This is a genomic window from Streptomyces sp. NPDC001678, from assembly GCF_042892945.1.
Taxonomy (GTDB): domain Bacteria; phylum Actinomycetota; class Actinomycetes; order Streptomycetales; family Streptomycetaceae; genus Streptomyces.
Genome location: NZ_JBIAUP010000021.1, coordinates 88,667 through 112,196, shown reverse-complemented (window position 1 = coordinate 112,196; position 23,530 = coordinate 88,667). Strand labels below are relative to the sequence as shown.

The window sequence follows — 23,530 nt, the reverse complement described above, 5'->3', positions numbered from 1 at the left end:
GTCTGCTCCGACGACCAACTCCCCTGGTCCTTCCTCACCCACACCGGACTGACAATCCACCCCCAACAACCACAGAACTAACGAAAACCTCAGTAAGGACTGTCCCGCAAAGAACTTTGCTCCAAGTATGGAGCAGCCTGAAGAGCGGGTGAGGTGGCCAGGGAGTGGGCGAAGTCAGCGAGTGCGCGGAAGTCGTTCTCCTGTAGGCCGATCCGCGGGTTGACGTGGTGCAGGAGCCCGGGCCCTTGGTGGTGGGCGGTCATGTACGTCTGATCCAGCCCGCTCTGCTCGTCGTCCACCCAGGCGAAAGGACGGCCGTTGGCGTAGTTCACCAACGGTCCGGTCTTCCAGTGGACTCCATCAGGGCGTTCTTGGAGCAGGGCGTCGCCGAAGTCGACGAAGGGTAGTTCCGGAAGGCCGAGGGCCGGTGCGATCCACCGGTTGGCGTCGTCCATCCATGTGGTGGCCCAGCACAGCTCGAAGCCGAGCCGCAGCAGACTTCGTCCGTGCTCCGGGTTGAGCCAGACACGTAGGGGGCGTCGTCGGGACAAGAGGCCCCTGTCGTCCTCATGGGCGTCGTTCCGGGGAACTCTGAGTGTGGTGTAGCCGGCGGGGCGCCTCTCCGGCTGGGCCGCGTAAGGGTTGAGCGGTCCGTCCACGTCGAGGAACAGCAGCGGTTGGTTCACGGTTTCCCCCGGGTCTTGCTCACTGTGGACTGCCCTGATCAGCGTAGCTGTAGGCCAATTGATATTCGCCTAGGGATTGTCCCGGCGTTGGGTCGTCCTGAGTGATGATCACGCTGTGACCAGTGTGATCACGGCATCGGAGCCGTCCTGGATAACCCCGTTCGCGGGGCTGAGCCCGCGCTGCTTCGGCAAGCTGCTGACCACGCTACGGCGTGATGGAGCAGATCTGGTCCACCGAGGCCAGCCGTGGAGCCTGCCGCTGGAGGACCGGGTGTTGTTGATCACCGCCTATTGGCGTACCAATCTGACGTTGAGGCAGCTCGCTCCGCTGTTTGGCGTCTCGAAATCCACGGCTGGCCGAGTCGGCAATCACCTCGGCCCCCTCCTCGCGCTCCGGCCCCGCAAGCGGTTCGCCAAGGACACCGTGCTCCTCGTGGACGGCACCCTGGCGAGGACCCGCTCACTCCCGAGGAGATCGACCTCCGCGAACGCCTCCAGGCCCGGCCCCACCCGAACGCGGAGACCCACAGCTAGAGCCCGTGATCGTTCTCAGCGCCAACGGCTGTACGAGGTTCCCCATGGCGCACACACCCCTACAAGGCGTTGGTGCCGTCCTTGTAGTCGATGACGGCAGCCAGCTCCTCGTACTGGAACCACTGCAGATCCGACGCGACCTCTCGCACCCGCTTGACGAACGCCATCCACGCCGGATGGGACTGGAGCTGAGTGGCGTGCATCCAGAAGGTGACCGCGAGCTGAGTCATCCCTGATGCCTCTCGGCACTGCGCGTTCTCGGCCCATGCGGTCAGGATGCCGTCCAGCTGCTCAGGCTGGATCAGGCGTGCGCACGGGATCACCGTCATCGCGGTGAGGCTCTCGGCGATGCGCCAGCCGCCGGCCGAGGCCAGGATGGGCGCCAGGAAGTCGGTGAAGTAGGCGGAGGGCCGCCGCTCGATGACGGCGGCCTGCTGGGTCGGGTACAGCTGTGCGAACTTGCTACCCAAGGCAGGGATGCGGGCTCGAACGGCGTCAACCCCGGCCAGGGCAAGCACAGATGCCATCGCGGGCTCCAGGAACACGGAGGCGTCGGTGGGGAGGGCTGGCCTGCGCTCGACGTAGGTGCCGATCTGTTGGCACACCGTCTCATCCAGGGCGTCCACGAACACGTCGAACGCGCCCAGGCGTGCGATCGCCTTCAGCTGCTGCTCGATGGGCAACCCGTTGAACGTGCTCATCGCCTTGGTGACGACCTCCCGCACGGCGTCCCGGTCATGCTGGGCGAAGGCGATCAGGCAGAGCGCATGCCGGTCGGCAGCCGCGCTCGCGGTGATGCCGATGTCCTCGGGCACCTCCAGTTCGAGCATGGCGTGCTTTGCCGCGATGCCCAGGATCTGCTTCCAAGCGCTGGACTTCACCCGCTGGGCGAACATCTGCACCAGGTAGTCAGCGTGGCCAACGAAGGACGGGTCGCTCACGTGAGCCTTGTACCGGTCGAATGCCTTGCGGCCCTGGGTGGGCGGGTGCACCAGCAGGGCGTCCAGCGCGGCCACAAGGTGGGCCCGCGCGTACTCGCCGCTCGGAGCGAACACGTCCCCGAGCGGGCGCAGGGAAGGGTGCGCGCACAGGTGGCGGTCCTGCTGCAGGCGTTCCAGCTGCCGGTGCTCGATGAAGTCGATGAGTTCCAGGTCGAGCGCGTTCTGCAGGAGCTTGCTCTCGACCTGCTGCATCGTCTTGACCGCTTCGGCGTCGGCCTTGCTGCGGGCCGCCTCGATCTTCTTGACGACCTCAGCGGCCGTGCCGTCGCCGTCCTCGGCGAGCTGGTAGAGCTTGTGGATGATGTCGGCGCAGACCGCGGTCCAGGTGGCCACGATGGCGGCCCGGGGGGTGCCAGTGCTGTGGCAGCGATAGGCGTCCGCGACCAGCGGCCGGACCTCCTGGTGCCAGACTCGGGTGATGCGCTCTTCCAGGTTCAGCACCAGGTGCTCTCCGTTCCGTCGGGGCCCGCGCGGTGCGGGCTGGCCCGGCGGCCGGCCGGGCGCTGAGTTCTCGTCCCCCTATGTATAGGCGGCGGACGCCCCGGGGGCACCGGGTTTCCCGACAGTGCCCGCTCACACGATCACCGGCTTAGCGTTAACCGCTGTACCGCTGTACCAAGCACCGCCAGTGCCCCAACATGCGAAGCCTCCCGTGGACCGGAAGGCATGCCCAGATCTTGTGGATCGTGGATCAATGGATCTGGACAGCAGCGGCGGCGATGAAGGCGTTGAGTGCATCCTGCAGCTCTTGTTCGCGTTCAGCCAGCTCGGTTCTTGTTGATGCACCACGGATTGGGCCGATCGCGTCGAAGGCCGACGCGGCAAGGGCGACGAGCATGGCGTCTTCGGCAAGGAGCCGGACTCGGAACTGGGCATTCTCTGTGGCGGCGCCAAGTCGGTCGCACTCTGTGAACGCGTGTCGCGTCTCGGGGCTGTCGGCCGCTTCCTGCCGACGGAACCAGAGGGCGACAGTCCCTTGCTTGAGTGCCGTAATAGCCCCTGCGTAGGCACTGTAAGTCGTCAGACGTTCCTGGCGCAGCTGCAGAGAGCGGGCGAAGACTTCTGCTTGTGTACTGGAACGGCGCTGGAAGGTAAATGTGATGATTGACCCCAACAGGGTTCCAGCAACAGCGATCAAGCTGGCCAGCACAGCCTCCATGTCCACATCTCACCACGCAGACGAGCGCCCGCATAGCCCCGGCCGGTGGTCAGGGGAACGGGCTGGACAGCCGCTGCCAGAGGAACCGGTGCCGGTGTGAAGGCCACTCAGCGTGACTAGATCCCGGCTCGCCAGACGAATACGCGACACCGGAACATGCGGGCCTACCAGTCCCAAGGCCGCTGCCCCCCGCGAGTTCGTGGAAACTGAAGGTTCTTCAGCGCGAACCCGAGGGTGCGGTGCCCTGATTCTGGAGGATGGCCCCGTGGGTTCGGGGTCAACTCGCGGGGTGATGGAGATCTTTAAATCTCCTCACCCTGTTACGCGCCGGCCCTGCCCCTTCTGTGCAGCCGGGCCATCAACATCCGTAGACCCCACCTTGCACACTACGTACCGTCACCATCGTCGAATACCCCCGAGGCACGTTCCATCACTCACACGGCGCGTGCTGACTGTGGGCTGAGACCCCGTGCTGGTTTGGTGCTGACTTTTGCGCTCGTGATGAGAGAAACCGCAGGTCCTAGCCCTGTTCGGATGGGTTGTCGTACCACTCGATGGTGGTCCCGATGAGGCTCGCGACGACGATTCTGGGGAGCGAGTTGGGAGTTGGGGTGTGTGGGGAGGGGGTGGCCATGTGATCACTTCCGGGTGAGGGAGGGGCGCGTCGTTGCGTCGCCACACCGTAGGAAGGGGCAGGCCGGAGACCTATGTTGTGGGGCTACACAGTGCGGGAGAGAGGTGTGGGTGGGGGAACCATGAGGGAGAGGGCGTAGGGCGCTGGAAACCTGGATGGGGGTGCTGAGTCCCGTGCTGATTTCGTGCTGACCAAAACCGCACGTCAGCACCCCTTCTCTCCCCTCCCGTGCCGGCGAAGAACGCCGTCCCGCGCACGCGCCTGGTCGGCATGGAGCAGTCCGTCTACTCCCACCAGCTGCGGCTGCTGGGCAACCTCGGCAAGTCCGGCCCGGCCGGTTCGTGGGGGGTGCCGCGGTCCGCGTGGGCACCGAGCTCGTCGACCAGCGACTCATCGGACGGGAGGAAGCGCTGCTCAGGGACACACCGCTCCATCTCCGGCACGCGCGCACACCGCGCATCACGTCCGCCGGGGAAGCCGACGTCCTCGCCCGGGGAATCGGCGCCTGCCCCGGTGTCGCCACCGGCAGAATCGCGACCACGGCGGACGGCGCGGTACACATGGCCCGAACCGATCCGGTCGTCCTGGTGCGCCCGGAGACCTCACCGAACGACATGCACGGCCTCGCCGCCGCCACCGGAATCGTCACCGCGCGCGGCGGGCCCGCCAGCCACGCCGCGGTCGTCGCACGCGCCATGGGAAAGCCCGCCGTCGTGGGTGTCGCAGGCCTCGTCGTCGACCGCGACGGCGTTTCGGTGACGGCCGACGGCCGCACCGTCCCGGAGGGCACGCTCATCACCATCGACGGCACCAGCGGCGACGTGGCCCTGGGCAGCCCCCGCATCGTCACCGACGCCGCCGACGAACACGTCCACCGACTGCTCGCCTGGGCCGACGACGTCTCGGGCGACCACTCCGCCCGCGACGAGACCCAACGCCTCGAAGCGGCCCACAGGGCCCTGCGCGACCGCTGAACCGACCCCTTCCCGACAGGAGATCCACCATGGCGACCCGGCATGTGTACCTGGTACGACACGGGGCGGCCGACCCCTTCGGCACACTGACCGACGTCGGGGAGAGGCAGTCGGAGCTCGTCGGGAAGCGCCTGGCCGGCCTTCCGATCGACTCGGTCCGGCACTCGCCGCTGCCCAGGGCGGCGCACTCCGCGCGGATCGTGGGCGCCGCTCTCCCGGGCGCCGTCGTGCGGGAGGCACCGGAGCTGGGCGATCACATCCCGCACGTACCGGTCGACGTGCCGCCGTCGTGGGCGGCGCTCTTCGACGGCTACGTTGCACCGAGGAAGCCGAGGACGCGCGCCGCCGTGCCGACGCCCTGACCGGCAGGTTCGCGTGCCCCGCCGAGACCGAGACACATGAAGTCCTGGTCACCCACGCCTACCAGGTGGCCTGGCTGGTCCGAGACGCCCTGGACGCGCCGCCGGTGCGATGGCTCGGCCTGAACTGCGGGAACGCGGCGCTCACCGTGATCGAGCACCGCGACGGCACGGAACCGACGGTTCTGCTGTACAACGACATGGGCCACCTCCCGGCCGAGCTGCGTTGGACGGGGTTCGGAGCCGGCACCCGCCCCTGAACCACAGCGCCGTGTGCGAGCATGCCCGGGCTGTTGCCCGGTCGCTCATCGACGAACACGGCCACGAAGGCAACTTCGTCCCCGCCGAGACCGCCGAAGAGCCCGCCGAGGAGTTCGTCGCCGCCCTGCAGAAGCCCCGCCGAGCCGACACACCATCAGTAGAGTCAGCGTCAGTACTGTCCTAGACGCCCGTGGGGCGGTGCCGCTGAGGCGCCTCCGACGCGCCTGTGTGATCCCCGTACGTCGGCCCGCACCCTCACGCGCCCCAGGCAGGTCACGCTGAAAGCCGGCCTCTCGACAGCGGCAGCCATGCGGCGCGAAACGGAAGGGGACGACTCATTCCTCAACCAACCCATGTTTACTCGGGAGTTGAATGGAATACTGCCGGACATGATTTTCGGATTCGCCCGAAGAAGCCGGACTTCCACACCCGCCTCAGGGGCTACAGGGAACGCGTTACGCCGACTGAATACACTGCTCGCCGCCGGGCTGCTCGCCCTCGGCCTGCTGGTCGCGGGCAGCGGCACCGCGTCCGCCGCTCCGCCGGACACCCACCGCATGGCCACCTGGAACATGCAGGTCGGCACCACCCGCTGGGACGGGGTACGCACCCTGGCCCGTAGCTTCGACGTGGTGGCCCTCCAGGAGGTGCCCGACAGACCACCGGCCGGAGCCCTCCAGGACGGGCAGACGGGCAACGTCACCTCGTACCTGTGGCCCATCGGCGGCGGCGCCTACCGTTACCTGTACATCCTGCGCCAGCAGTCACGGAACCTGGGCATCGTCACCTCGTGGGTGCCCAACCGCGTGCAGGAGATCGGCGGCGCCTACCGCTCCGCGCTGGCCGTGACGCACACGGGCGACAACATCATGTTCGCCTCCATCCACGCCGCCTCCAACGGCGGCAGGCCAAACGACGCCGCCTACCTGGTACGCCGTGTCTCCGACACCGCCTTCCAGCAGAACGTCGGCAACTGGGCGGTGCTCGGCGACTACAACCGCGCCCCGGGCGACCTGCAGGGCGACCGCTACATGCCCGGCAACGGACTGATCTACAACAGCGGTCAGGCCACCCAACAGAACAACAACGAGCTGGATTACCTGGTCTCCAACGTCGACACCGAGAACTGGCAGGCGACGGTCAACCCCAACTACGGCAGCGACCACTGGCCCGTCGGCTTCAGCGCCCTGCGGGCCGGTGCCGGCCCACGGCAGTTCACCATCCACGCCGACAACAGCGACCGCCTGCTCGACGTCTACCGCGGCAACACCGTCAATGGCACCCACGTGATCACCTACCACGCCAACGGCGCCGCCAACCAGCGCTGGACGCTCCGCGCGGTCGGCCGCAACGGCGAATCCGGGCGGCCGCTCTACAAGCTGGTCGGCGTCCAGAGCGGCAAGTGCCTCGACGTCAACCGGGGACAGGCCAGCGGCGACGGCGACTGGCTGAATATCTGGGACTGCCACAACTGGGATGGCGCCCCACTGCCGGGCGGCTACACGCGCGACACCCAGAACTTCACGCTCGAACACCCCGAGCCCCGTTTCCCGAACCTCACCGTGCTGCGCGACAACGCCACCCACCGCTTCGCCAACGTCCGCGGCAACGGCACCGGGGACGGCACCTGGGTCATCCAGTGGCCCTACCAGACCAACCCCAACGGCACCCCGGCCATCAACGAGACCTTCTACCTCCACCCGCAGTTCTGACACACGCCCTGCCGAGCAGGCGGCCTTCATGGCCGACTCCCAGGTCCCGTGGGGCGTCGACGCCCTCAAGGGCGCCGTGACGGCGCCCGCCTGGCGGGTGCAACCGCGCTGGCACCCGGTGGCGACCGACGACCGCACGATCCCACCGCCGGCGCGACGCGCAATGGCGGAACGGGCGGGCCCATGTCTCACCGAAATTCCGGTCGTCGAAGAGGACGACACTGCCGGCGTGCTGAGGCGGCGGGCTTGGTGTCCTTGCTGACGCGGTGGACGGGCCAGCCCCCGACCATGACCTGGAGGGTGCCGTCGTCCCGATACTCCTCCGATATGAGGTAGCAACGCCGGTCGGGAGCTACGCCATCGTTCGCGCGGCGCACACCCGGGGGCTTCACGGCGCAGGAACGCGGGTGCGGGGAGGTGTGCACGGCATCGAGCTGGTCGGCCGGTGCGCTCCCGGACCGGAGTCGGTGCACTGTGGGCCAAGTGCGGCACCGCTCACCCGCCTAACGTTCCGTCAGGAATCCGCGGTCGGGGCAGTGGCCCGGTCCGTGAGGACGTCCCACTCCCCGCCGCCCGCACCGGGCGGCGGCCCGATCCCATGACAGGAGGCTGTCGAGATGTCTGCGATGCCGGTCGGCGGGCTGGTCCCCCGCGCCGTCGAGAACGCCGCTGACGTCGTCGTCCGCAACGCGAAGATCCATACCGGGGACGCCCGTCGCCCCCGGGCCGGTGCCCTCGCCATCCGCGACGGCCTGATCACGGCCGTGGGGGACGAAGCGGACGTGGCCCCGCTCGTCGGACCGTCCACCACCGTGGTGGACGCCCTCGGCCGGCGTGTGGTGCCCGGTCTCAACGACTCGCACCTGCACGTGATCCGGGGCGGCCTCAACTACGTCCTGGAGCTGCGCTGGGACGGCGTGACCTCACTGCGCCACGCCCTCGCGATGCTGCGGGACCAGGCCGCCCGCACCCCCAAGGGGCAGTGGGTGCGGGTCGTCGGTGGCTGGTCGGCCGAGCAGTTCGCCGAGCGGCGGCTCCCGACGCCCTCCGAGCTGAACGAGGCGGCGCCGGACACCCCGGTGTTCGTCCTCCACCTCTACCAGTCGGCGATCCTCAACCGCGCGGCGCTGAAGGCCGTCGGTTACACCAAGGACACCCCGGATCCGGCGGGCGGGCAGATCGTCCGGGGCCGTGGCGGCGAGCCCAACGGCATGCTGCTGGCCGCCCCCAGCGCCTTGATCCTCTACTCCACGCTCGCCAAGGCCCCGGCGCTGGAGGGCGAGGACCGCAGGACCTCCACCCGGCACTTCCTGCGCGAGCTGAACCGCTTCGGGCTGACCTCCGCGATCGACGCCGCCGGCGGGTTCCAGAGCTTTCCCGAGAACTACGCCACGGTCACCGAACTCGCCCGCGAGGGGCTGCTCTCGCTGCGCATCGCCTACCACCTGTTCCCGCAGACCCCCGGTCAGGAACTCGACGACCTCACCCGCTGGATCGAGACGGTCCGCCCCGGCGACGGCGACGAATGGCTCCGGCTGAACGGCGCCGGCGAGAACCTCACCTGGGCCGCCGCCGACTTCGAGAACTTCGCCGAGCCGCGCCCCGAACTCACCCCATACGAGGGAGAGTTCGAGAAGGCCGTACGGCTACTCATGGAGCACGGCTGGGGCTTCCGGCTGCACGCGACCTACGACGAGACGATCCGGCGCGACCTCGCGGTGTTCGAGAAGCTCGCCGCCGAGGGGCTGTTCCCCTCCGGGAACCGGTGGCTCTTCGACCACGCCGAGACCGTCTCCCCGGACAGCCTCGACCGGATCGCCTCGCTCGGCGGCTCGCTCTCCGTGCAGAATCGTCTCTCCTTCCAGGACGAGGTGTTCACCCGCCGGTACGGTCCCGGCGTCGCCGCCGACGCCCCGCCGGTCCGCGCGATGCTGGAGCGCGGGCTGACCGTGGCCGCCGGCACGGACGCCACCCGGGTGTCCTCCTACAACCCCTGGGTCGCCCTCCACTGGCTGGTCTCCGGCCGCACCGTCGGCGGCCTGACGATCCGGCCACCGGGGAACCGGGTGGACCGGGCGACCGCGCTCGCGATGTACACCACGGCGGGCGCGGCGCTCACCGGCGAGCAGGACGTCAAGGGCGTACTGCGACCGGGCTGCTACGGCGACCTGGCCGTCCTGTCCCACGACTACTTCACCGTGCCCGAGCAGGAGATCCCGCACATCGAGTCCGTGCTGACAGTCGTCGGCGGCCGGATCGTCCACGCCGCGGCGGAGTACGAGGGCATGGACGAGGAGCTCCCGGCGGTCAGCCCCGCCTGGAGCCCGGTCGCCCATTTCGGCGGCTACCAGGCCTCCGGCCCGACCCTGGCACAGGGCGCGGGCGCGGGCGCCCGGCAGGCGGAGTTGCTCGGACAGGTCGTCGCCGAATCGGAGCTGCACCACCGGTGGCGAGTCGGACGCGGTCTGGCGACGGAGCACCAGCAGCCGTTCGACCCCTGCTTCCTCCTCTGACCCCCTTCCAACGAGAACCGATGAGAACCCAAAAGAACCGAAAGGAACCCGTCATGGTCGACTTCACCCAGGTCAGCGCCACCCCGAGCCCGGACCTGCTCACGCCCGACAACGCCGTGATGCTGTTCGTGGACCACCAGCCGCAGATGTTCTTCGGCACCGGCAGCGGCGACCGCACCGCGATCATCAACGCCACCGTCGGCCTCGCCAAGGCCGCCAGGGCCTTCGACGTGCCCACGGTGCTGACCACCGTGGCTTCCGAGTCCTTCTCCGGCCCGCTGCTGCCGCAGCTGGCGGCGGTCTTCCCGAAGGCCGAGATCCTCGACCGCACCTCGATGAACGCCTGGGAGGACGAGGCGGTCGTCGAGGCGATCACGGCCACCGGACGCGGCAAGATCGTCATAGCCGGCCTGTGGACCGAGGTCTGCCTGGTCCTGCCGGTCCTCTCCATGATCAGCCAGGGCTACGAGGTCTACGTCGTCGCCGACGCCTCCGGCGGCGTCTCCCCCAAGGCCCACGAGCACGCCGTCCAGCGGATGACGCAGGCCGGCGCGGTCCCGGTCACCTGGCTCCAGGTGCTGCTGGAGCTCCAGCGCGACTGGGCGCGCACGGAGACCTACGCCGCCGTCACGGAGATCGTCAAGGAGCACGCCGACGCGTACGGCCTGGGGGTCGTCTACGCCCAGGCGGTCATCGGCAAACACGCCGCGGGCTGAGCCCCGCCACCGGCGCCGTACCGGAACGCCGTTGTCAGAACAGGGACCAGGGGCATGGACAGGGACAGGAACAAGGACAGGACACGATGGATACCGGGCTGCTGATCCTCCGGGTGGTGGTGGGCCTGCTCATCGCCGGCCACGGGGTGCAGAAGGTGAGCCACCGTCTCGGGGGCGACGGCCTCGCCGGCGGGACGGAGGAGTTCCGGCGCGACGGCTTCCGTGGCGGGCCGCTCACCGCCCTCGCCGCGGGCGCCGGGCAGGTCGGGTCCGGGCTGTTCCTGGCCCTGGGCGCGCTCACACCGGCGGCGGCCATGGTCGCCATGGGTGTGATGACGGTGGCGATCACCGTCAAGCTGCCGCACGGGCTCTGGGTGCAGGACGACGGCTACGAGTACCCGCTGGTGCTGGTCGTCGTCGCGGGGGCGCTCGCCCTCACCGGCCCGGGCCGGTGGTCCGTCGACCACGTCGTCGGCCTGGCCGCCCGGCCGCTCGGGCTGTCGGTCGCGGCCGCCGTGCTCGGCCCGGCCAGCGGGCTGCTCACCCGGGCGGTCCTCCACCGCCCACCTGCGCGGGGGGAGGCGGCGGACGGTGCGCGCCCTGCTGACTGACGCCCTGCGGACCCTGGTCCCCCGGCGCACGGACCGGCACGGCCCGCTGCCGCCGCTGATGCTGCTGCTGACGGTGGCCACCGGCGTGGTGGACGCGGTGAGCTACCTCGGCCTCGGGCACGTGTTCGTGGCGAACATGACCGGCAACGTGGTCTTCCTGGGATTCGCTCTGGCCGGGGCCCCGGGGCTGTCGGCCGTGGCCTCGCTCGTCTCGCTGGCATCCTTCCTGGCCGGCGCGCTGGCGGGCGGGCGGTTCGGCAGCCGGACGGCGGCCCACCGCGGGCGTCTGCTGGCCCTGGCCGCCGGCGTCCAGACGGTCCTGCTGGCCGCGGCGGCCGTCACCGCCGCGGCCGCGGGCGGCGGCGCCCGCTACCCCCTGATCGTCCTGCTGGGCCTGGGCATGGGCCTCCAGAACGCCGTGGCCCGGCGGCTCGGCGTGCCCGACCTGACCACCACCGTGCTCACCCTCACCCTGACCGGCCTCGCCGCCGACTCGACGGCGGCCGGGGGCACGGCACCGCGCCCAGGGCGCCGGATCCTCTCCGCGCTGGCGATGCTGCTCGGCGGCCTCGCGGGCGCGACGCTGATCCTGCACGGCCGGCTCGCCACCGCCCTCGCCCTGACCGCGACGCTGCTGCTGGCCACCGCGCTGACCGCCCGCCGGGTCTCGGCCCCGGACGCCCACTGGGCCCCGCCGACGACCTGAGCGGCACCGACGGCGTGAGCCGCACCGCTGATCCGCAGTACCGGCGCCTTGAGCCGCACCGACGACAACCAGGCGCCCCGCGTCTCCGTACAGCCCGTACAGGCGGACGCCGCCGAGGCGCACACGACGACCGGAAGGTCCCCCGATGAAACGACGCTTCGTCCGACGGCTGGTCCCGTTGGTGACGGCGATCGCCGCCCTGACGGCGCTCCCCACCGCCTCGGTGGCCCAGGGCACCCAGCCACGACCACCGGGCTCGCACCGGCAGTTCGCCGTCGGGCCCCAGTACGACTCCACCCACGTCTATGTCGAACCGGGCACGGAGCAGGCGTTCGCGGCCAGTTGGGTGGCCACCTTCGGCGGGACCACGATCGGGCCGAACGCCACCCAGGTGACGCCCACGCCCAGCCGGACACTCTCCGAGCTGATCCTCTCCCCGGTGGGCACGCTGTCGGTGTTCGACTACACCACGCCCGTCCCCCACCCGTTCGGCACCGAGCGCACCGGCTGGCTGGTGACCGACCTCGACCAGGCGGTCCGCGCCGCCCGGGCCGACGGCACGGCCGTGACCGTGGCGCCGTTCGCCGACCCGATCGGGCGGGACGCCGTCGTGCAGTTCCCCGGCGGGATCAACGCCCAGCTCTATGTGCACACCGCCCCGCCGTCCTACCCCGGCCTGGCGAGTGTCCCCGAGAACCGGCTCTACCTGTCACCCGACGCGGTGGGCGCCTTCCTGCGCAGCTACCTCGCCTTCACCCAGGGCCGCGTCGTCTCCGACGACCGCCGGGCCGACGGCGCCGCGATCGGGCGGCCCGGCACGACGTACCGGCTGCTGCGGCTCACTTCCGGTTTCGGCACCACGACGGTCGCCGTGACGGACGGTCACCTACCGCACCCCTTCGGCCGGGAGCTCACCGGCTACGGCGTGCCGGACCTCGGCGCCACCCTGAAGCGGGCGAAGGATGCCGGAGCGTCGGTGCTGTGGGGTCCTGTTTCGGCGGGTGGCCGGGACAGCGCGATGGTGCGCTTCCCGGGCGGCTACATCGCGGAGATCCACACCGGCTGACGACCGGTGACCGGTCATCAGTGACGGGTACCCGATGGCGGGCCGTCGTGGTCGACGGCCCGCCGCCGCGCTCACACCGCGACGCCGTACCCCGAACCCGGTACGGCGGCCGGTAGCGGCAGCTGTACCGCGCCCGGCGTCAGGCCCGTTCCGGCGCGGGCCTGCCACTCACGAGGAGAGACGCCGTACGCGGCACGGAACGCTCTGCTGAAGTGACTGGCGCTCACGAACCCCCAGCGGCCCGCGACCGCCGCCACGGTCGCCCGGCCCGCCGTCGGGCGGGCGAGGTCGCGGCGGCACACGTCCAGCCGCTGGCGCTGGATCCAGCGGGCCACCGTCACCCCCTCGAAGCGGAAGAGCTTGTGCAGGTACCGCACCGACACATGGTGGGCCGCGGCGATCCGCTCCGGCGAGAGGTCCGGGTCCCCGAGGTGGCGCAGGATGTGGTCCTTCACCCGGGCCAGGGTCGCCAGGGCGGCCTCGGGTGCCTCCGGGCGGGAGCGGCCTCGGCGCTCGTGGGCGAGCACCGCGAGCAGGTCGAGCGCCGTGGTGGCGAGCCGGGAAGCCTGTCGCGGCTCCATCGAGCCGACCGATCGGGAGAGGCACTCCAGGTAGGTGGCCACCAGTCGGGCGGTGCTGTCGCCCGTCTCGTCGCCCGTGTCGAAGGCCGTGGCGGTGAGCACCCGCAGGTCCTCCTCGGAGACCCCCGCAGCCGACCGCGGCCAGTGGAAGGCCGTGAAGACGAAGGGCTCCGGCAGTTCCTTGGCGAACGGCCGCCCTGCGTCGGAGATCGCGAAGGTGCCCGGCCGCAGCTCCACCTGGTGGCCGTCCTGGACCAGCCGGGCGGTGCCGCGGTGCTGGAGCGCCAGCGTGAGGTGGTCCTCCCCGCCGCGGGTGATCAGGCCCGCGCCGCGCTCGACCCGCTGCGGTCCGGCCCGCACCAGAGAGACCTGTAAGGCGCCCAGCCGGTGGCTGGTGATCGTCGCGGGGGCGGGCGCGCTTTCCAGCAGGGCCACGTCCAGCGGGATGAACGTGCGGGAGACGGCTTCGTGCCAGTACTCGGCGCGGTCGGCGGACGGCACCTGGGCGGTGTCGAGGACGACGGACATCAGTGCTCCCCGAACGGCTGTCGGCCGGCATCGGCACTCCGGAGCGAGCGCCATTCACGCGGCGGGACGCCGTACGCGGCGCGGAAGGTCCGGCTGAAGTGTGCCGGATCGACGAAACCCCACCGCTGGGCGACGGCCGACACCGTCGGCGCGGTGCGGCCGCGCCGGGCCAGCTCGCGGGCGCACGCGTCCAGCCGGAGCCGCTGGATCAACCGGCTCACCGTCACCCCCTCGCCCTCGAACAGCCGGTGCAGGTAGCGCACGGAGATGTGGTGGGCGCGTGCGATCCTCTGGAGCGACAGTTCCGGGTCGCCGAGGTGCTGGTCGATGTACTGCCGCACCCTGCGGACCAGGTGTTCGTTCGGGCTGCCCAGCTCGTGCGCCGCCCGGGCGGGGGACAGCTGGGCGATCAGTGCGCCGAACAGGTCGGCGACGCTGCCGGCCAGCCGGTCGCCGACCGGGGCCGGGTAGGAGTGCGCGGAGGCGGCCAGGACGCCGAGGAACGGCAGGAGCACCGGTCCGCACCCCTCCTCGGGGCCGACGGCCGTCGCCGACGCTTGCCGCAGGTCGCGTTCCGGCACGCCGAGCAGCCGGCGAGGCAGGTGGAACAGGTGAGTGCGGAACCGCTGCGGATGGTCGACGGTGTACGGGCGCGCCGTGTCGTACAGGACGAGCCCGCCCGGCGGCACCTCCGCACGGCGCCCGTCCTGCGCCAGGACGGCCCGGCCCAACACCTGGACGCCTACGCCGACCTGCGGTTCGCCCAGCGGTGCCCGGGCGATCAGCGCCGCCGTGCGGGAGAGCCGGGCGGCGTCCGCCTCCAGCGTGGAGATCCGCACGTACCCGAGCCGGTGCGACTCCACCAGCCCGTCGAACGGCCGGCAGGTGAGCGGGCGCACCTCCACCGGTACCAGTGTCCGCGACACTGCCCCGCTCCAGAAGCCCGCCTTCTCGTCGTCCGCGACCGACGTGGTCGTCAACCGCACGCCCATCTGACCGCCCTTCCCCTGACCGTCCTTCAGCCGAAGTCCCCGTGCTCTCAGCCTGTGGCTCGGACGCCGCGCGACATTAGGTCATCTGACTGTCGCGTTCGGGCGGCGGGCGGCGCGGCAGGTCATGTGCCGTCGAGGGCGTGGGCGAGGGCGGCGCGCGAGGTGATGCCGAGCTTGGGGAAGACCTTGTAGAGGTGGGCCCCGACGGTGCGGGGCGACAGCTGGAGCCGCCGGCCGATCTCCTTGTTGGTCAGACCGGTCGCGGCCAGCCGGGCGATGCGCAGTTCCTGGCCGGTCAGGCCGGACGGTCCCTCGGCCGGTCCGTCCGGCGGCAGGGTCACGGACTCGCCGGCGGCCCGCAGTTCCTCCTCGCAGCGCCGGGCCCAAGGGGCGGCCTGGAGGCGGCGGAAGGCGTGGTGGGCCGCGCGCAGCGGCTCCCGGGCTCCGGGCCGGTGGCGGCGGCGCAGCCACGAGCCGTGGGCGAGCCGCAGCCGGGCGAGGTCGAACGCCCACCGTTCGGCGCCCGGGACGGCGTACGCGGCACGGTAGGCGTCGTCGGCTTCGGCCGCTTCGTCGGTGGCGGCGGTCGCGGCGGTGGCCAGGGCGGTGGCGGCCGCGTACAGGAAGGCGTGCCGGCCGGAGATCTCCGCGGAGCGTGCCGTGCGCCCGGCCGCGAGGTGGGCCCGTGCCTCCTCGTGCCGGCCGGTGTGCACAGCAGCTGTCACCAGGTCGAAGACCAGCGCGTGGTGCCAGGGCGGGCCGCCCGGCAGCCGCCCCGGCGGGGTGATCTCGCAGAAGTGCGCGTACGCCTCCTCGTAGCGCTGGTGGGCGAGCGCGGCCAGGCCGCGCAAGTGGGTCAGGCGGTCGAGGACGTACCGCATCCGGGCGCGGGTGGCGGCCGACCTGATCGCCTGCTCGATCTCCCGCAGTCCGGCCTCGTCGCCCCGGCCGGCCAGGAAGTGGGCGTAGTACTGGCGGAACATCAGGGCATTGGTGCGGTAGCCGAGTTCGTCCGCGATCTCGGCCTCGCGCAGGCAGACGGCCGCCTGGTCCCAGTGTCCGAGCAGGAAGTCCTGGTGGCACTTGGCCTTCGCGACCGAGCCCTGGGTGGCATAGCCGTGCGGCCCGGTGAAGCGCTGCCACAGGTCGCCCTCGGGGCAGTCGAGCGCGGAGGCGGTCCACAGCAGGAGCCAGGCCGCGCCGGCCTCCTGTTCCTCGGTCAGTCGCCCGGCCACCTCCCGGAGCGCGGTGGCCGTGTCCGGGCCCGGGTCGGACCAGGCCCGCAGACACAGCCGGCCCGCCTCGGAGACCTTCTCGCGGTGCCGTTCCAGGGCCCGCCAGGCCCAGGGGTCGTCCGTGTAGCTCGCGGCCAGGAGCAGTTTGAAGTAGGCCTGTTCGACCAGCCCGCCGAAGGTGTCGGCGCCCGGTGCGGTCAGCGTGTCGAGGGCCGTGGGCAGCAGTGCGGCGGAGGACGCGAAGTCGACGTGGTGGCTCTGGTCGGCGTAGACCACCGCGTACGCGAACAGCGGGGCGACGTCCTGCGGGACCGTGCTGGTCTTCAGCTCTTCCACCAGGGCGGCGGTGTGGCGCAGTTGCCCGCCGTGGGCCGACATCACCGCCGCCCAGGTGAGTCTTCGGGCGCGGTCGCAGGAGCTGGGGCTGAGGGCGGCGGCGCGTTCGAGCAGGAGCGCGCCCTCCGCGCCCCCGCCGCGGCGGGTGAGGTCGCGGCCCGCCTCCTGGAGGCGGTGTGCGAGTTCCTCGTCGGGCAGCAGCGCGGCGGCCGCCTCGTGGACCAGCCGTCGGGGGTCGTCCGGCGCGAGGGCTTCGGACAGGGCGCGGTGGGCCTCGCGGCGTGCGGTGTCGGAGGCCGCGGAGACGACGGCGGTGCGGACCAGAGGGTGCCGGAACACCAGGTGTCCGGCCGGGTCGAGCCGGGCCAGTCCGCCGGCCTCGACGCGTTCCAGGACCTCCCGCGCGTTGTCGTCCGCGATGGCGCGCAGCCAGCCGCCGTCGCTGAAGTCCGGGCCGGTGGCCAGCGCTCCGAGCAGGAGGAGGCGGCCGACCTCCGGTGTCACCTCTCCCAGCCGCTCGGCGAACATCCGCTCCAGCTTCCGGCCCAGGGGCAGTCGCTCCGGCAGCGGAACGGTTCCCCGCTGCTGGCCGGCCGCGAGCTGGCGCGGCAGTTCCACCAGCGCCAGGGGGTTCCCGGCCGCCTCGGTCAGGACCCGGTCCCTGGCGGGCGCCGCGAGTTCGGGGTAGCGGTGGCCCAGCAGCAGGGCCGCGTCCGTCCGGGGCAGGGCCTGCACGTCGACGGCTTCGGCCGACCACGTCTGAGCGGCCGGCCCGTCGGGGCGGGTCGCGCCGGCGATCACCACCGGCAGTTCGGCACAGCGCCGGTGGAGGAAGGCGAAGACGGTCGCGCTCGACGAGTCGATCCAGTGCAGATCGTCCAGGAGCAGCAGCACGGGTGCGGTCCGCACCGCCTCCTCCAGCAGCGCCAGGGCCGCAGTGCCGACCGCGAAGCCGCTGGGAGTCCCGGAGCGGACGCCGAGCGCGCTCTCCAGGGCGTCCCGCTGGTGCGCGGACAGGGTGCCGGACCGCGAGAGCTGCGCCCAGAATGCCTGGTGAAGGGCTCCGAACGAGAGATCCGTCTCCGCCTCCGTTCCGGCCGCGCGCAGGACGGTGAATCCACGCTCGCGGGCCGCGCGTTCCGCCCAGGCCAGCAGCGTGCTCTTGCCGACCCCGGCATCACCGCGCAGCAGCACCGTGGAGCCGCTCGCGCCGTCCACCGCCTGGACCAGCGCCGCGGTCAGCAGCTCCGTCTCCCGCCGCCGCCCGACCAGGACCGGAACCTGCCCGTCCTCCGCCACCCCTCGTCCCCTCTCGGGCCGATCGGCCCGCTCCCCGGGCGCCTAAGGCTACTGCCCGTCAGAACACCAGTGCCACGCCGGGTATGGCTCCGAACACATAGGGCAACGCGGACGGGGTGGCGACGCACCGGTGCCGTGCGTGCTTTAGCGGTCGATCCCCATGGACACAGAAGGTGACAACCCCAAGGCCACCCTCAGCGCACACCTCGTCATCGCCGCGTTCCCCGTACGACGACGGCCCGGCGACGCCCGGCCGCCCGAGGGGAACAGTGACGCATCGGGTACGGGGGCAACTTCCTTGTGGGTGCCAGCACGTTTCCTGGCCTGCGCCCAGCGGTACTCCAGGGTTGAGCGCCCTCAGTAGGGGCTTCGTTACACATCGAGCGATGTCCGTGCTGATCGTGCCACTTGATCGCCCGGCCACCGTCGCCGGCCGCACCGCGGTTGATAGCCGAACCGCCCCGCCGTCACGGGAAACGCCTCGGCCGGAATGCCGAGCGGCCCGTCGGGCTGCCGGGGCAGGGGCACGTTCCTTCTTCGGGCTCACCGAAGGGTCCGGTGGACCTGGACGGGCCGCCGCATCACCTGTGCGGTGTCCGGGCCGAGCGGGCGCAACCCACGTACGGCGATCGGGCCCACAGCCGCTGCACAGCTGGCCCCAGCCGTTCGTCGGCGCCAGGCCCCGCCCCATCTACCGGGTCGGCAGTTCCCCGATCCGTGCCACCGCCGTTCCGCTCCTCGGGCATACCCACACAGCCGTATCCGTGCGGACTGCTGCTGTCAGCGGATGCGCGTCCGGGTGTGCCGGGCACTGTGGCCAAACCGCCGATGCGCCTTGGGCGCACAGTGCCTCCACCGCCCGGTCCTGGTGGAGTACGCGGCCGAGCGGGCCACCGCCGTCCGGGCCCAGCAGTTCCCGGTAGAGCCCGGCATGCGGGGCGAGATCTTCGAAGAAGTCGAGCAGGGCGGGCGGCGGGGTCGCGGGGGCGGGCGTGCCGCGCCAGGTGTGCAGGGCGTCCACGGCCTCGCGGACGATGTCGGCGCAGACGGCGGCGGCGAGTGCTTCCAGGTCGGCGTAGTGGAGGTAGAACGTGGCGCGGCCGACCTCGGCCCTGCGCACCAGCGCGGCGACGCTGACCTGCGTCGGCGGGTGGCCGGCGCACTCCTCCAGCAGGGCCCTGCCCAGCTTGGCCCGGGTCCGTGCCGCGCGGGGGTCTTCGCGCACGGCGGTCATCGGGCCGCCAGGACTGAGCCGAGCGCCAACGCACCGGGCAGTGCCTGGGCGGTCAGGATGCGCCGGTTCGCGGTGAGGCCCCTGTACAGCCCGGCGACGATGACGCAGGCGAGGAAGAAGACCTGGGCCCGGAACCCGGTCGGGTTCCCGGTGACCAGCCCCCAGACCGGCCCGGCCGCGAGGAACCCGTTGTAGAGGCCCTGGTTCGCGGCGAGCGGAGCGGTGGCACGGGCCATGGCCGCGTCGAAGGCGGAAAGCTCACGGCCCGGCCTCCTCTCCCACAGGGACATCTCCAGGACCAGGAAGTACACATGCAACGCGGCCACCAAACCGACCAAGACCCGCGCGGTCGTCTCCATCGGCGTATCCACCCCTCACATCTCATGGACGGCTGTCCAGAAGACGGCCCGCCCGGTGGGGAAGCGATCAGCGACGTGGTCGCCAGGAGTACGGCGGCCGACGTGGTCGTGCGGGCGTCCACGTTTCCCTCCATGCTGGAAATGAGGGGGTGAGGCGACGGAGGAAGTGGTGAGGATGCGGACCGTTGTGGACCTCACGCGCTGCCAGGGCTACGCGCAGTGCGTGTTCCTCGCGCCGGAGGTGTTCCAGCTGCACGGGCAGGAGGGGCTGCTGTACACCCCGGCAGTCCCCGACGACCAGGTCGAACGCGTACGCCAGGCCGCGGCGGCGTGCCCCGTCCAGGCCATCCTCCTCGGTGAGGAGGTGAACGCCGGTGCCCGGTGACCCCAAGGACGGCCGCTTCGTCATCGTCGGCGCGTCGCTGGCCGGGCTGAGGGCCGCGGAGGCATTGCGCGACGAGGGCTTCACCGGCTCACTGACCGTGGTCGGGGACGAGCCCCATCCTCCCTACGACCGGCCACCACTGTCCAAACAGGTGCTCCTCGGTCATGCGGCGGCGGACACCACCGAGCTGCCGATGCGACGGGACCCGGACGCCGACTGGCGGCTGGGCGTACGTGCCACGGGCCTGGACCCGCTCGCGAAACGGGTGGCGCTGGACACCGGCGAGTCGCTGCCGTTCGACCGGCTGCTGATCGCCACCGGGACCCGCGCACGGCCCTGGCCCGACCCGAAGGAAGCCGCCCTGGACGGGGTCTTCACCCTGCGCACCCGTGACGACGCCGGAGGGCTGGCGGAGCGGCTGGCCGCCGGGCCACGGCGGGTGCTGGTCATCGGTGGCGGATTCACCGGCTCGGAGATCGCCTCGGTCTGCCGCGAACGGGGGCTGGAGGTCACGGTCGCCGAGCGCGGCCCCGCACCCCTGGTGGGCGCGCTGGGCGGCACCCTGTCGAAACTCGCGGCCGTCATGCAGCGCAACCACGGGGTGGACCTGCGCTGCGGGGTGACGGTCACCGCCCTGCGCGGGGACGGGAACGGCCGCTTCAGCGGTGCGGAGCTGTCCGACGGCAGCCGCGTCGACGCGGACGTGTGCGTCGTGGCGCTGGGAGCGGTCCGCAACGTGGAGTGGCTGGCGGATTCCGGACTGGCGGCGGGCCCGCGCGGCATCGCCTGCGACGCCGGCTGCCGGGCCTTCAACATGTACGGGATCGTCACCGACGACGTCTTCGTGGCCGGCGACGTCTCCCGCTTCCCCCATCCGCTGTTCGGGTATCAGATGCTCTCCTTGGAGCACTGGGGCAACGCGGTCGCGCAGGCCGAGGTGGCGGCCCACAACATGGTCAGCCCCGGGCCCCTGCGGCGCCCGCACCTCGCCGTCCCCGAGTTCTGGTCGAACCAGTTCGGGCTCAACATCAAGTCGGTGGGCGTGCCCGCCTTCTCCGACCACGTGGTGATCGCCCAGGGCTCATTGGAGGCGCGCCGCCTGGCGATGGTCTACGGCTACCAAGGGCGGGTCACGGCCGCCGTCACCGTCGACATGGCCAAGTCGCTCGGCTACTACCGGCACCTGATCGAGACCGCCGCTCCGTTCCCGCCCCCACCCGGCGCAGCGGACCGCGCGATCGCGGCCGACATCACGATTCCCTCCGACGTGCCGGACCCGAAGGGGCTCACCCACGGCCCCACCGTGGCGCTCACCGGCTATCTGCCGGACCGCCGGCTGACCGTGGTGTAAAGCCCGCCCACCGACCGCGTCCCGCCCGACGACGAGGAGCCACCATGGCCTCCGACACCTTGCTGGCACGGATCACCGACTACGCCAGCCGCCCCGACCCCTACCCGCTGTACGCGGAACTCCGCGAGGCCGGTCCCGTGGTGCGGCAGACGGACGGCAGCCACCTGATCGGCACCTACCACGAGATCGCCGCCCTCCTCCACGACCCGCGCATGAGTGCCGATCCCCGCAGCCGTGGCGAGACGGCACCGCATCTGCCGTTCCTGCGGCTCGACGACCCCGAGCACCACAGGCTGCGCACCCTGGCCATGCGGCCGTTCGGCCCGCCGCACAGCCCGGGCCGGGTCGATGCCATGCGCGACGAGATCGCCCGGATCACCAAGGAGCTGGCGGGCACCGTTCAGGCGGGCCGGCAGATCGACATCGTCGACGACTTCGCCTACCCCCTGCCCGTCACGGTGATCTGCCGACTCCTCGGCGTACCGCGCGAGGACGAGCCGCTGCTCCGGGAATGGTCCGACGCCCTGGTCACATCCGCCGACGTGAGGCCGGGCGAGGACGCCACCGAGCGGAGGAGCGCGGGTGATCGGGCGCGGACCGAGATGGGCCGTTACCTGCTGGACCTCGCCGAGCGGCGTCGTGACCACCCGACCGACGACATGCTCTCCGCCTTCGTCAACGAGCCGGATCCCGCCCTGCGGCTCACCCGGGAGGAGCTCGCGGAGACCGCGATCCTGTTGTTCATCGCGGGGCACGAGACCACGGTCAACCTGATCACCAACGGCGTGCTCACCCTGCTGCGCCACCCCGAACAGCTGGACCGCCTACGCCGCGAGCCCGACCTGCTGCCACGAGCGGTGGAGGAACTGCTGCGCTACGAACCCCCGGTCCACATGCGCGAGCGCGTCCCCCTCGCTGACATCGACGTGGCCGGCACCACGATTCCCGCGGGCACGTCCGTCGTACTGGTGCTGGCCTCGGGCAACCGCGACCCCATGCGGTTCCCCGAGCCCGACAGGTTCGACCCCACCCGCCCGGACAACCAGCACCTCGGCTTCGGCAGCGGCATCCACCTGTGCTACGGCGCCCCCCTCGCCCGCATCGAAGCCCAGGCCGCACTCGGCGCGCTGATCCCCCACCTCGGCACGGCCCACCTGGTCCAGGACCCGCCCCCCTACCGCCAGAACGCCATGCTCCGCGGACCCCGCCACCTCCCCGTCCAACTATGAGGCCACGGCAACCACCACACCGGCGACAGCCGGCGCACTCGGTTCCGGGCACGAGACCTCCACCCCGCGCTCATTCCGTGACGGTGACGGTCACATGCTCGGAGACGCTCCACCGGCCGTCGGCACGACCGACGGCGTAGCCGGCCCGGATCGTGCCGGGCGCGGGCCAGGGGAGATGGAAGACGGTGCTCGCCCCCACCGCGGAGGGAGCGACGAGTCGGGAGTCGACCAGTGAGGTGCGCGGGACTCCGGTGTCCCAACGCATTCGATCAGGACGACGACCTGGAAGCGGCACTCGTCGCCGCCGTGCGCGAGCGCACCCCGGGTCAGTCGATCCCGCAGGCGTTGCGCGAGCATCTCCTGCTGAAGCAGACCCAGTTCGCCGTCCGTGCCACGGACCCACGGTTCGCCGACTTCACGCGCCTGGTGCAGGAGACCCCCGCGCTGCGCGACTACGCCCACCGCATGTGGACGCGTCACGAAGCGGCCCTGACGAGGGCCATCGCCGAGGCTGTAGGCGCTTCCCCTCCGATACTCTCCGTCACCGCTGAAGAGGCTTAACTCAGCGTGGCGTGCGCTTCCGCGAGCGCAGCCAGGTGCTCGAGTACGTCGCTGCCGTCCAGGGCCAGCTGCCCGGTCGCAGCGGCGGCCGGGGAAGCACACAGCGCCTCGGGCCCGGGAAGCGAATCGATCGGTGCGTCCTGGGCGCGGGCCGTGCAGCCGACCGCGCGAACTGCGTGCAGCCAGCGCCACCTCGGCCTGTCGACGCCTCTCCGGCGACAGGACGCAGAACATCCGAGCCGGCCGGGTCGGAATGCGGCCCCACCTCCTTGCGAAACGTGACCCAGCCCAGCCCAGCCCAGCAAGCCGGACCGGGATCTGCGACACCACACTCTTCCCCAGGCCGGCGCATACCCGGCAGCGTCCCTGTCCGGGACTCCGAGCACCCCCACGGCCCAGCCCTGACGTCCCCCGTCGCGACGTGGGCCGCGCTCGTCGCCCAGCACGGCCTGTGAGCAGGACCGGCAGTTACGGCGATCACGGCATGAGGCGCGGAATCAATTTCCGG

General features: G+C 71.5%; 23 protein-coding genes and 1 pseudogene. 15 read left to right on the top strand and 9 right to left on the bottom strand.

The genetic code is table 11. The annotated features are described in order from the left end of the window. Positions 1–89: 89 nt before the first annotated feature. On the bottom strand, positions 90–686 hold the full coding sequence (locus ACFYZR_RS30695; RefSeq protein ID WP_391916293.1) for a hypothetical protein: 597 nt from the start codon (positions 684–686) through the stop codon (positions 90–92). A 115-nt stretch (positions 687–801) separates the two neighbouring features. Here ACFYZR_RS30695 and ACFYZR_RS30690 point away from each other — a divergent pair. Continuing rightward, positions 802–1,146, top strand: a pseudogene (locus tag ACFYZR_RS30690) (transposase family protein); the annotation flags it as partial. Between the two features lie 133 nt (positions 1,147–1,279). Here the strand turns inward: ACFYZR_RS30690 and ACFYZR_RS30685 are convergent. Together ACFYZR_RS30685 and ACFYZR_RS30680 are read right to left on the bottom strand one after the other, a co-directional pair. Beyond that, positions 1,280–2,662 carry a hypothetical protein gene (locus ACFYZR_RS30685; RefSeq protein WP_391916290.1) on the bottom strand — a complete coding sequence of 461 codons (1,383 nt, stop codon included), beginning with the start codon at positions 2,660–2,662 and terminating at the stop codon, positions 1,280–1,282. A 250-nt stretch (positions 2,663–2,912) separates the two neighbouring features. Beyond that, a complete protein-coding gene (locus ACFYZR_RS30680; protein ID WP_391916288.1) occupies positions 2,913–3,380 on the bottom strand; it encodes a hypothetical protein in 468 nt (155 codons plus the stop codon). A 996-nt stretch (positions 3,381–4,376) separates the two neighbouring features. On the opposite strand from ACFYZR_RS30680, the gene ACFYZR_RS30675 reads away from it, so the two are divergent. The 9 genes from ACFYZR_RS30675 to ACFYZR_RS30635 all read left to right on the top strand — a co-directional run bounded on the left by ACFYZR_RS30675 (position 4,377) and on the right by ACFYZR_RS30635 (position 12,932). Next, a complete protein-coding gene (locus ACFYZR_RS30675) occupies positions 4,377–4,988 on the top strand; it encodes a PEP-utilizing enzyme (protein WP_391916286.1) in 612 nt (203 codons plus the stop codon). A 29-nt stretch (positions 4,989–5,017) separates the two neighbouring features. Further along, positions 5,018–5,350, top strand: a complete 333-nt coding sequence (locus ACFYZR_RS30670; protein ID WP_391916284.1) for a histidine phosphatase family protein — start codon at positions 5,018–5,020, stop codon at positions 5,348–5,350. After that, the gene (locus ACFYZR_RS30665; protein WP_391916281.1) at positions 5,278–5,607 is read left to right on the top strand and encodes a histidine phosphatase family protein; all 330 of its coding nucleotides are present in this window, start codon (positions 5,278–5,280) and stop codon (positions 5,605–5,607) included. The genes ACFYZR_RS30670 and ACFYZR_RS30665 overlap by 73 nt, the downstream gene beginning before the upstream one ends. A gap of 390 nt (positions 5,608–5,997) precedes the next feature. Beyond that, on the top strand, positions 5,998–7,320 hold the full coding sequence (locus tag ACFYZR_RS30660; protein ID WP_391916278.1) for an RICIN domain-containing protein: 1,323 nt from the start codon (positions 5,998–6,000) through the stop codon (positions 7,318–7,320). A gap of 617 nt (positions 7,321–7,937) precedes the next feature. Continuing rightward, a complete protein-coding gene (locus ACFYZR_RS30655; RefSeq protein WP_391916275.1) occupies positions 7,938–9,833 on the top strand; it encodes an amidohydrolase in 1,896 nt (631 codons plus the stop codon). Positions 9,834–9,886: 53 nt separating this feature from the next. Next, positions 9,887–10,549, top strand: a complete 663-nt coding sequence (locus ACFYZR_RS30650; protein ID WP_391916272.1) for a hydrolase — start codon at positions 9,887–9,889, stop codon at positions 10,547–10,549. Between the two features lie 86 nt (positions 10,550–10,635). Next, positions 10,636–11,160 carry a DoxX family protein gene (locus tag ACFYZR_RS30645; protein WP_391916269.1) on the top strand — a complete coding sequence of 175 codons (525 nt, stop codon included), beginning with the start codon at positions 10,636–10,638 and terminating at the stop codon, positions 11,158–11,160. Further along, positions 11,141–11,866, top strand: coding sequence for a YoaK family protein (locus ACFYZR_RS30640; protein WP_391916267.1), 726 nt, complete (start codon positions 11,141–11,143; stop codon positions 11,864–11,866). The genes ACFYZR_RS30645 and ACFYZR_RS30640 overlap by 20 nt, the downstream gene beginning before the upstream one ends. Before the next feature lie 145 nt (positions 11,867–12,011). Then, entirely contained in the window at positions 12,012–12,932 is a 921-nt protein-coding gene (locus ACFYZR_RS30635; RefSeq protein ID WP_391916265.1) for a VOC family protein, read from the top strand. Positions 12,933–13,003: 71 nt separating this feature from the next. Here the strand turns inward: ACFYZR_RS30635 and ACFYZR_RS30630 are convergent, their stop codons facing one another. From ACFYZR_RS30630 to ACFYZR_RS30610, 5 genes are all read right to left on the bottom strand, one after another. Then, positions 13,004–14,041, bottom strand: a complete 1,038-nt coding sequence (locus ACFYZR_RS30630; protein WP_391916263.1) for a helix-turn-helix domain-containing protein — start codon at positions 14,039–14,041, stop codon at positions 13,004–13,006. Beyond that, positions 14,041–15,033 (bottom strand): helix-turn-helix domain-containing protein, encoded by a 993-nt coding sequence (locus ACFYZR_RS30625; RefSeq protein ID WP_391916260.1) that lies wholly within the window; start codon positions 15,031–15,033, stop codon positions 14,041–14,043. Before ACFYZR_RS30625 ends, ACFYZR_RS30630 begins: the two co-directional genes overlap by 1 nt. Positions 15,034–15,155: 122 nt before the next feature. Further along, a complete protein-coding gene (locus ACFYZR_RS30620; protein ID WP_391916257.1) occupies positions 15,156–17,903 on the bottom strand; it encodes a BREX system ATP-binding domain-containing protein in 2,748 nt (915 codons plus the stop codon). 691 nt (positions 17,904–18,594) lie between these two features. Beyond that, positions 18,595–19,137 (bottom strand): TetR/AcrR family transcriptional regulator, encoded by a 543-nt coding sequence (locus ACFYZR_RS30615; RefSeq protein WP_391916254.1) that lies wholly within the window; start codon positions 19,135–19,137, stop codon positions 18,595–18,597. Continuing rightward, the gene (locus ACFYZR_RS30610; protein WP_391916252.1) at positions 19,134–19,496 is read right to left on the bottom strand and encodes a DUF1304 domain-containing protein; all 363 of its coding nucleotides are present in this window, start codon (positions 19,494–19,496) and stop codon (positions 19,134–19,136) included. Before ACFYZR_RS30610 ends, ACFYZR_RS30615 begins: the two co-directional genes overlap by 4 nt. A 175-nt stretch (positions 19,497–19,671) precedes the next feature. On the opposite strand from ACFYZR_RS30610, the gene ACFYZR_RS30605 reads away from it, so the two are divergent. From ACFYZR_RS30605 to ACFYZR_RS30595, 3 genes are read left to right on the top strand one after another with little or no spacing between them, the layout of a single operon-like run. Then, entirely contained in the window at positions 19,672–19,881 is a 210-nt protein-coding gene (locus tag ACFYZR_RS30605) for a ferredoxin (RefSeq protein ID WP_391916250.1), read from the top strand. Then, on the top strand, positions 19,871–21,232 hold the full coding sequence (locus tag ACFYZR_RS30600; protein WP_391916248.1) for an NAD(P)/FAD-dependent oxidoreductase: 1,362 nt from the start codon (positions 19,871–19,873) through the stop codon (positions 21,230–21,232). Before ACFYZR_RS30605 ends, ACFYZR_RS30600 begins: the two co-directional genes overlap by 11 nt. Before the next feature lie 44 nt (positions 21,233–21,276). Then, positions 21,277–22,461, top strand: coding sequence for a cytochrome P450 (locus tag ACFYZR_RS30595; RefSeq protein ID WP_391916246.1), 1,185 nt, complete (start codon positions 21,277–21,279; stop codon positions 22,459–22,461). Between the two features lie 70 nt (positions 22,462–22,531). On the opposite strand, the gene ACFYZR_RS30590 is transcribed toward ACFYZR_RS30595, so the two are convergent. Continuing rightward, a complete protein-coding gene (locus ACFYZR_RS30590; protein ID WP_391916244.1) occupies positions 22,532–22,726 on the bottom strand; it encodes a hypothetical protein in 195 nt (64 codons plus the stop codon). 41 nt (positions 22,727–22,767) lie between these two features. Between ACFYZR_RS30590 and ACFYZR_RS30585 the strand changes: the two genes are divergently transcribed. After that, positions 22,768–23,022, top strand: a complete 255-nt coding sequence (locus tag ACFYZR_RS30585; protein ID WP_391916242.1) for a hypothetical protein — start codon at positions 22,768–22,770, stop codon at positions 23,020–23,022. An 11-nt stretch (positions 23,023–23,033) separates the two neighbouring features. After that, positions 23,034–23,477, top strand: coding sequence for a DUF397 domain-containing protein (locus tag ACFYZR_RS30580; RefSeq protein WP_391916239.1), 444 nt, complete (start codon positions 23,034–23,036; stop codon positions 23,475–23,477). Positions 23,478–23,530: the final 53 nt, after the last annotated feature.

Excerpts from the sequence above, each read along its gene's own strand:
- ACFYZR_RS30680 (WP_391916288.1), bottom strand. The coding sequence starts at position 3,380 with ATGGAGGCTGTGCTGGCCAGCTTGATCGCTGTTGCTGGAACCCTGTTG.
- ACFYZR_RS30670 (WP_391916284.1), top strand. The coding sequence starts at position 5,018 with ATGGCGACCCGGCATGTGTACCTGGTACGACACGGGGCGGCCGACCCC.
- ACFYZR_RS30660 (WP_391916278.1), top strand. The coding sequence starts at position 5,998 with ATGATTTTCGGATTCGCCCGAAGAAGCCGGACTTCCACACCCGCCTCA.
- ACFYZR_RS30655 (WP_391916275.1), top strand. The coding sequence starts at position 7,938 with ATGTCTGCGATGCCGGTCGGCGGGCTGGTCCCCCGCGCCGTCGAGAAC.
- ACFYZR_RS30650 (WP_391916272.1), top strand. The coding sequence starts at position 9,887 with ATGGTCGACTTCACCCAGGTCAGCGCCACCCCGAGCCCGGACCTGCTC.
- ACFYZR_RS30645 (WP_391916269.1), top strand. The coding sequence starts at position 10,636 with ATGGATACCGGGCTGCTGATCCTCCGGGTGGTGGTGGGCCTGCTCATC.
- ACFYZR_RS30635 (WP_391916265.1), top strand. The coding sequence starts at position 12,012 with ATGAAACGACGCTTCGTCCGACGGCTGGTCCCGTTGGTGACGGCGATC.
- ACFYZR_RS30630 (WP_391916263.1), bottom strand. The coding sequence starts at position 14,041 with ATGTCCGTCGTCCTCGACACCGCCCAGGTGCCGTCCGCCGACCGCGCC.
- ACFYZR_RS30625 (WP_391916260.1), bottom strand. The coding sequence starts at position 15,033 with ATGGGCGTGCGGTTGACGACCACGTCGGTCGCGGACGACGAGAAGGCG.
- ACFYZR_RS30615 (WP_391916254.1), bottom strand. The coding sequence starts at position 19,137 with ATGACCGCCGTGCGCGAAGACCCCCGCGCGGCACGGACCCGGGCCAAG.
- ACFYZR_RS30610 (WP_391916252.1), bottom strand. The coding sequence starts at position 19,496 with ATGGAGACGACCGCGCGGGTCTTGGTCGGTTTGGTGGCCGCGTTGCAT.
- ACFYZR_RS30605 (WP_391916250.1), top strand. The coding sequence starts at position 19,672 with ATGCGGACCGTTGTGGACCTCACGCGCTGCCAGGGCTACGCGCAGTGC.
- ACFYZR_RS30595 (WP_391916246.1), top strand. The coding sequence starts at position 21,277 with ATGGCCTCCGACACCTTGCTGGCACGGATCACCGACTACGCCAGCCGC.
- ACFYZR_RS30590 (WP_391916244.1), bottom strand. The coding sequence starts at position 22,726 with ATGCGTTGGGACACCGGAGTCCCGCGCACCTCACTGGTCGACTCCCGA.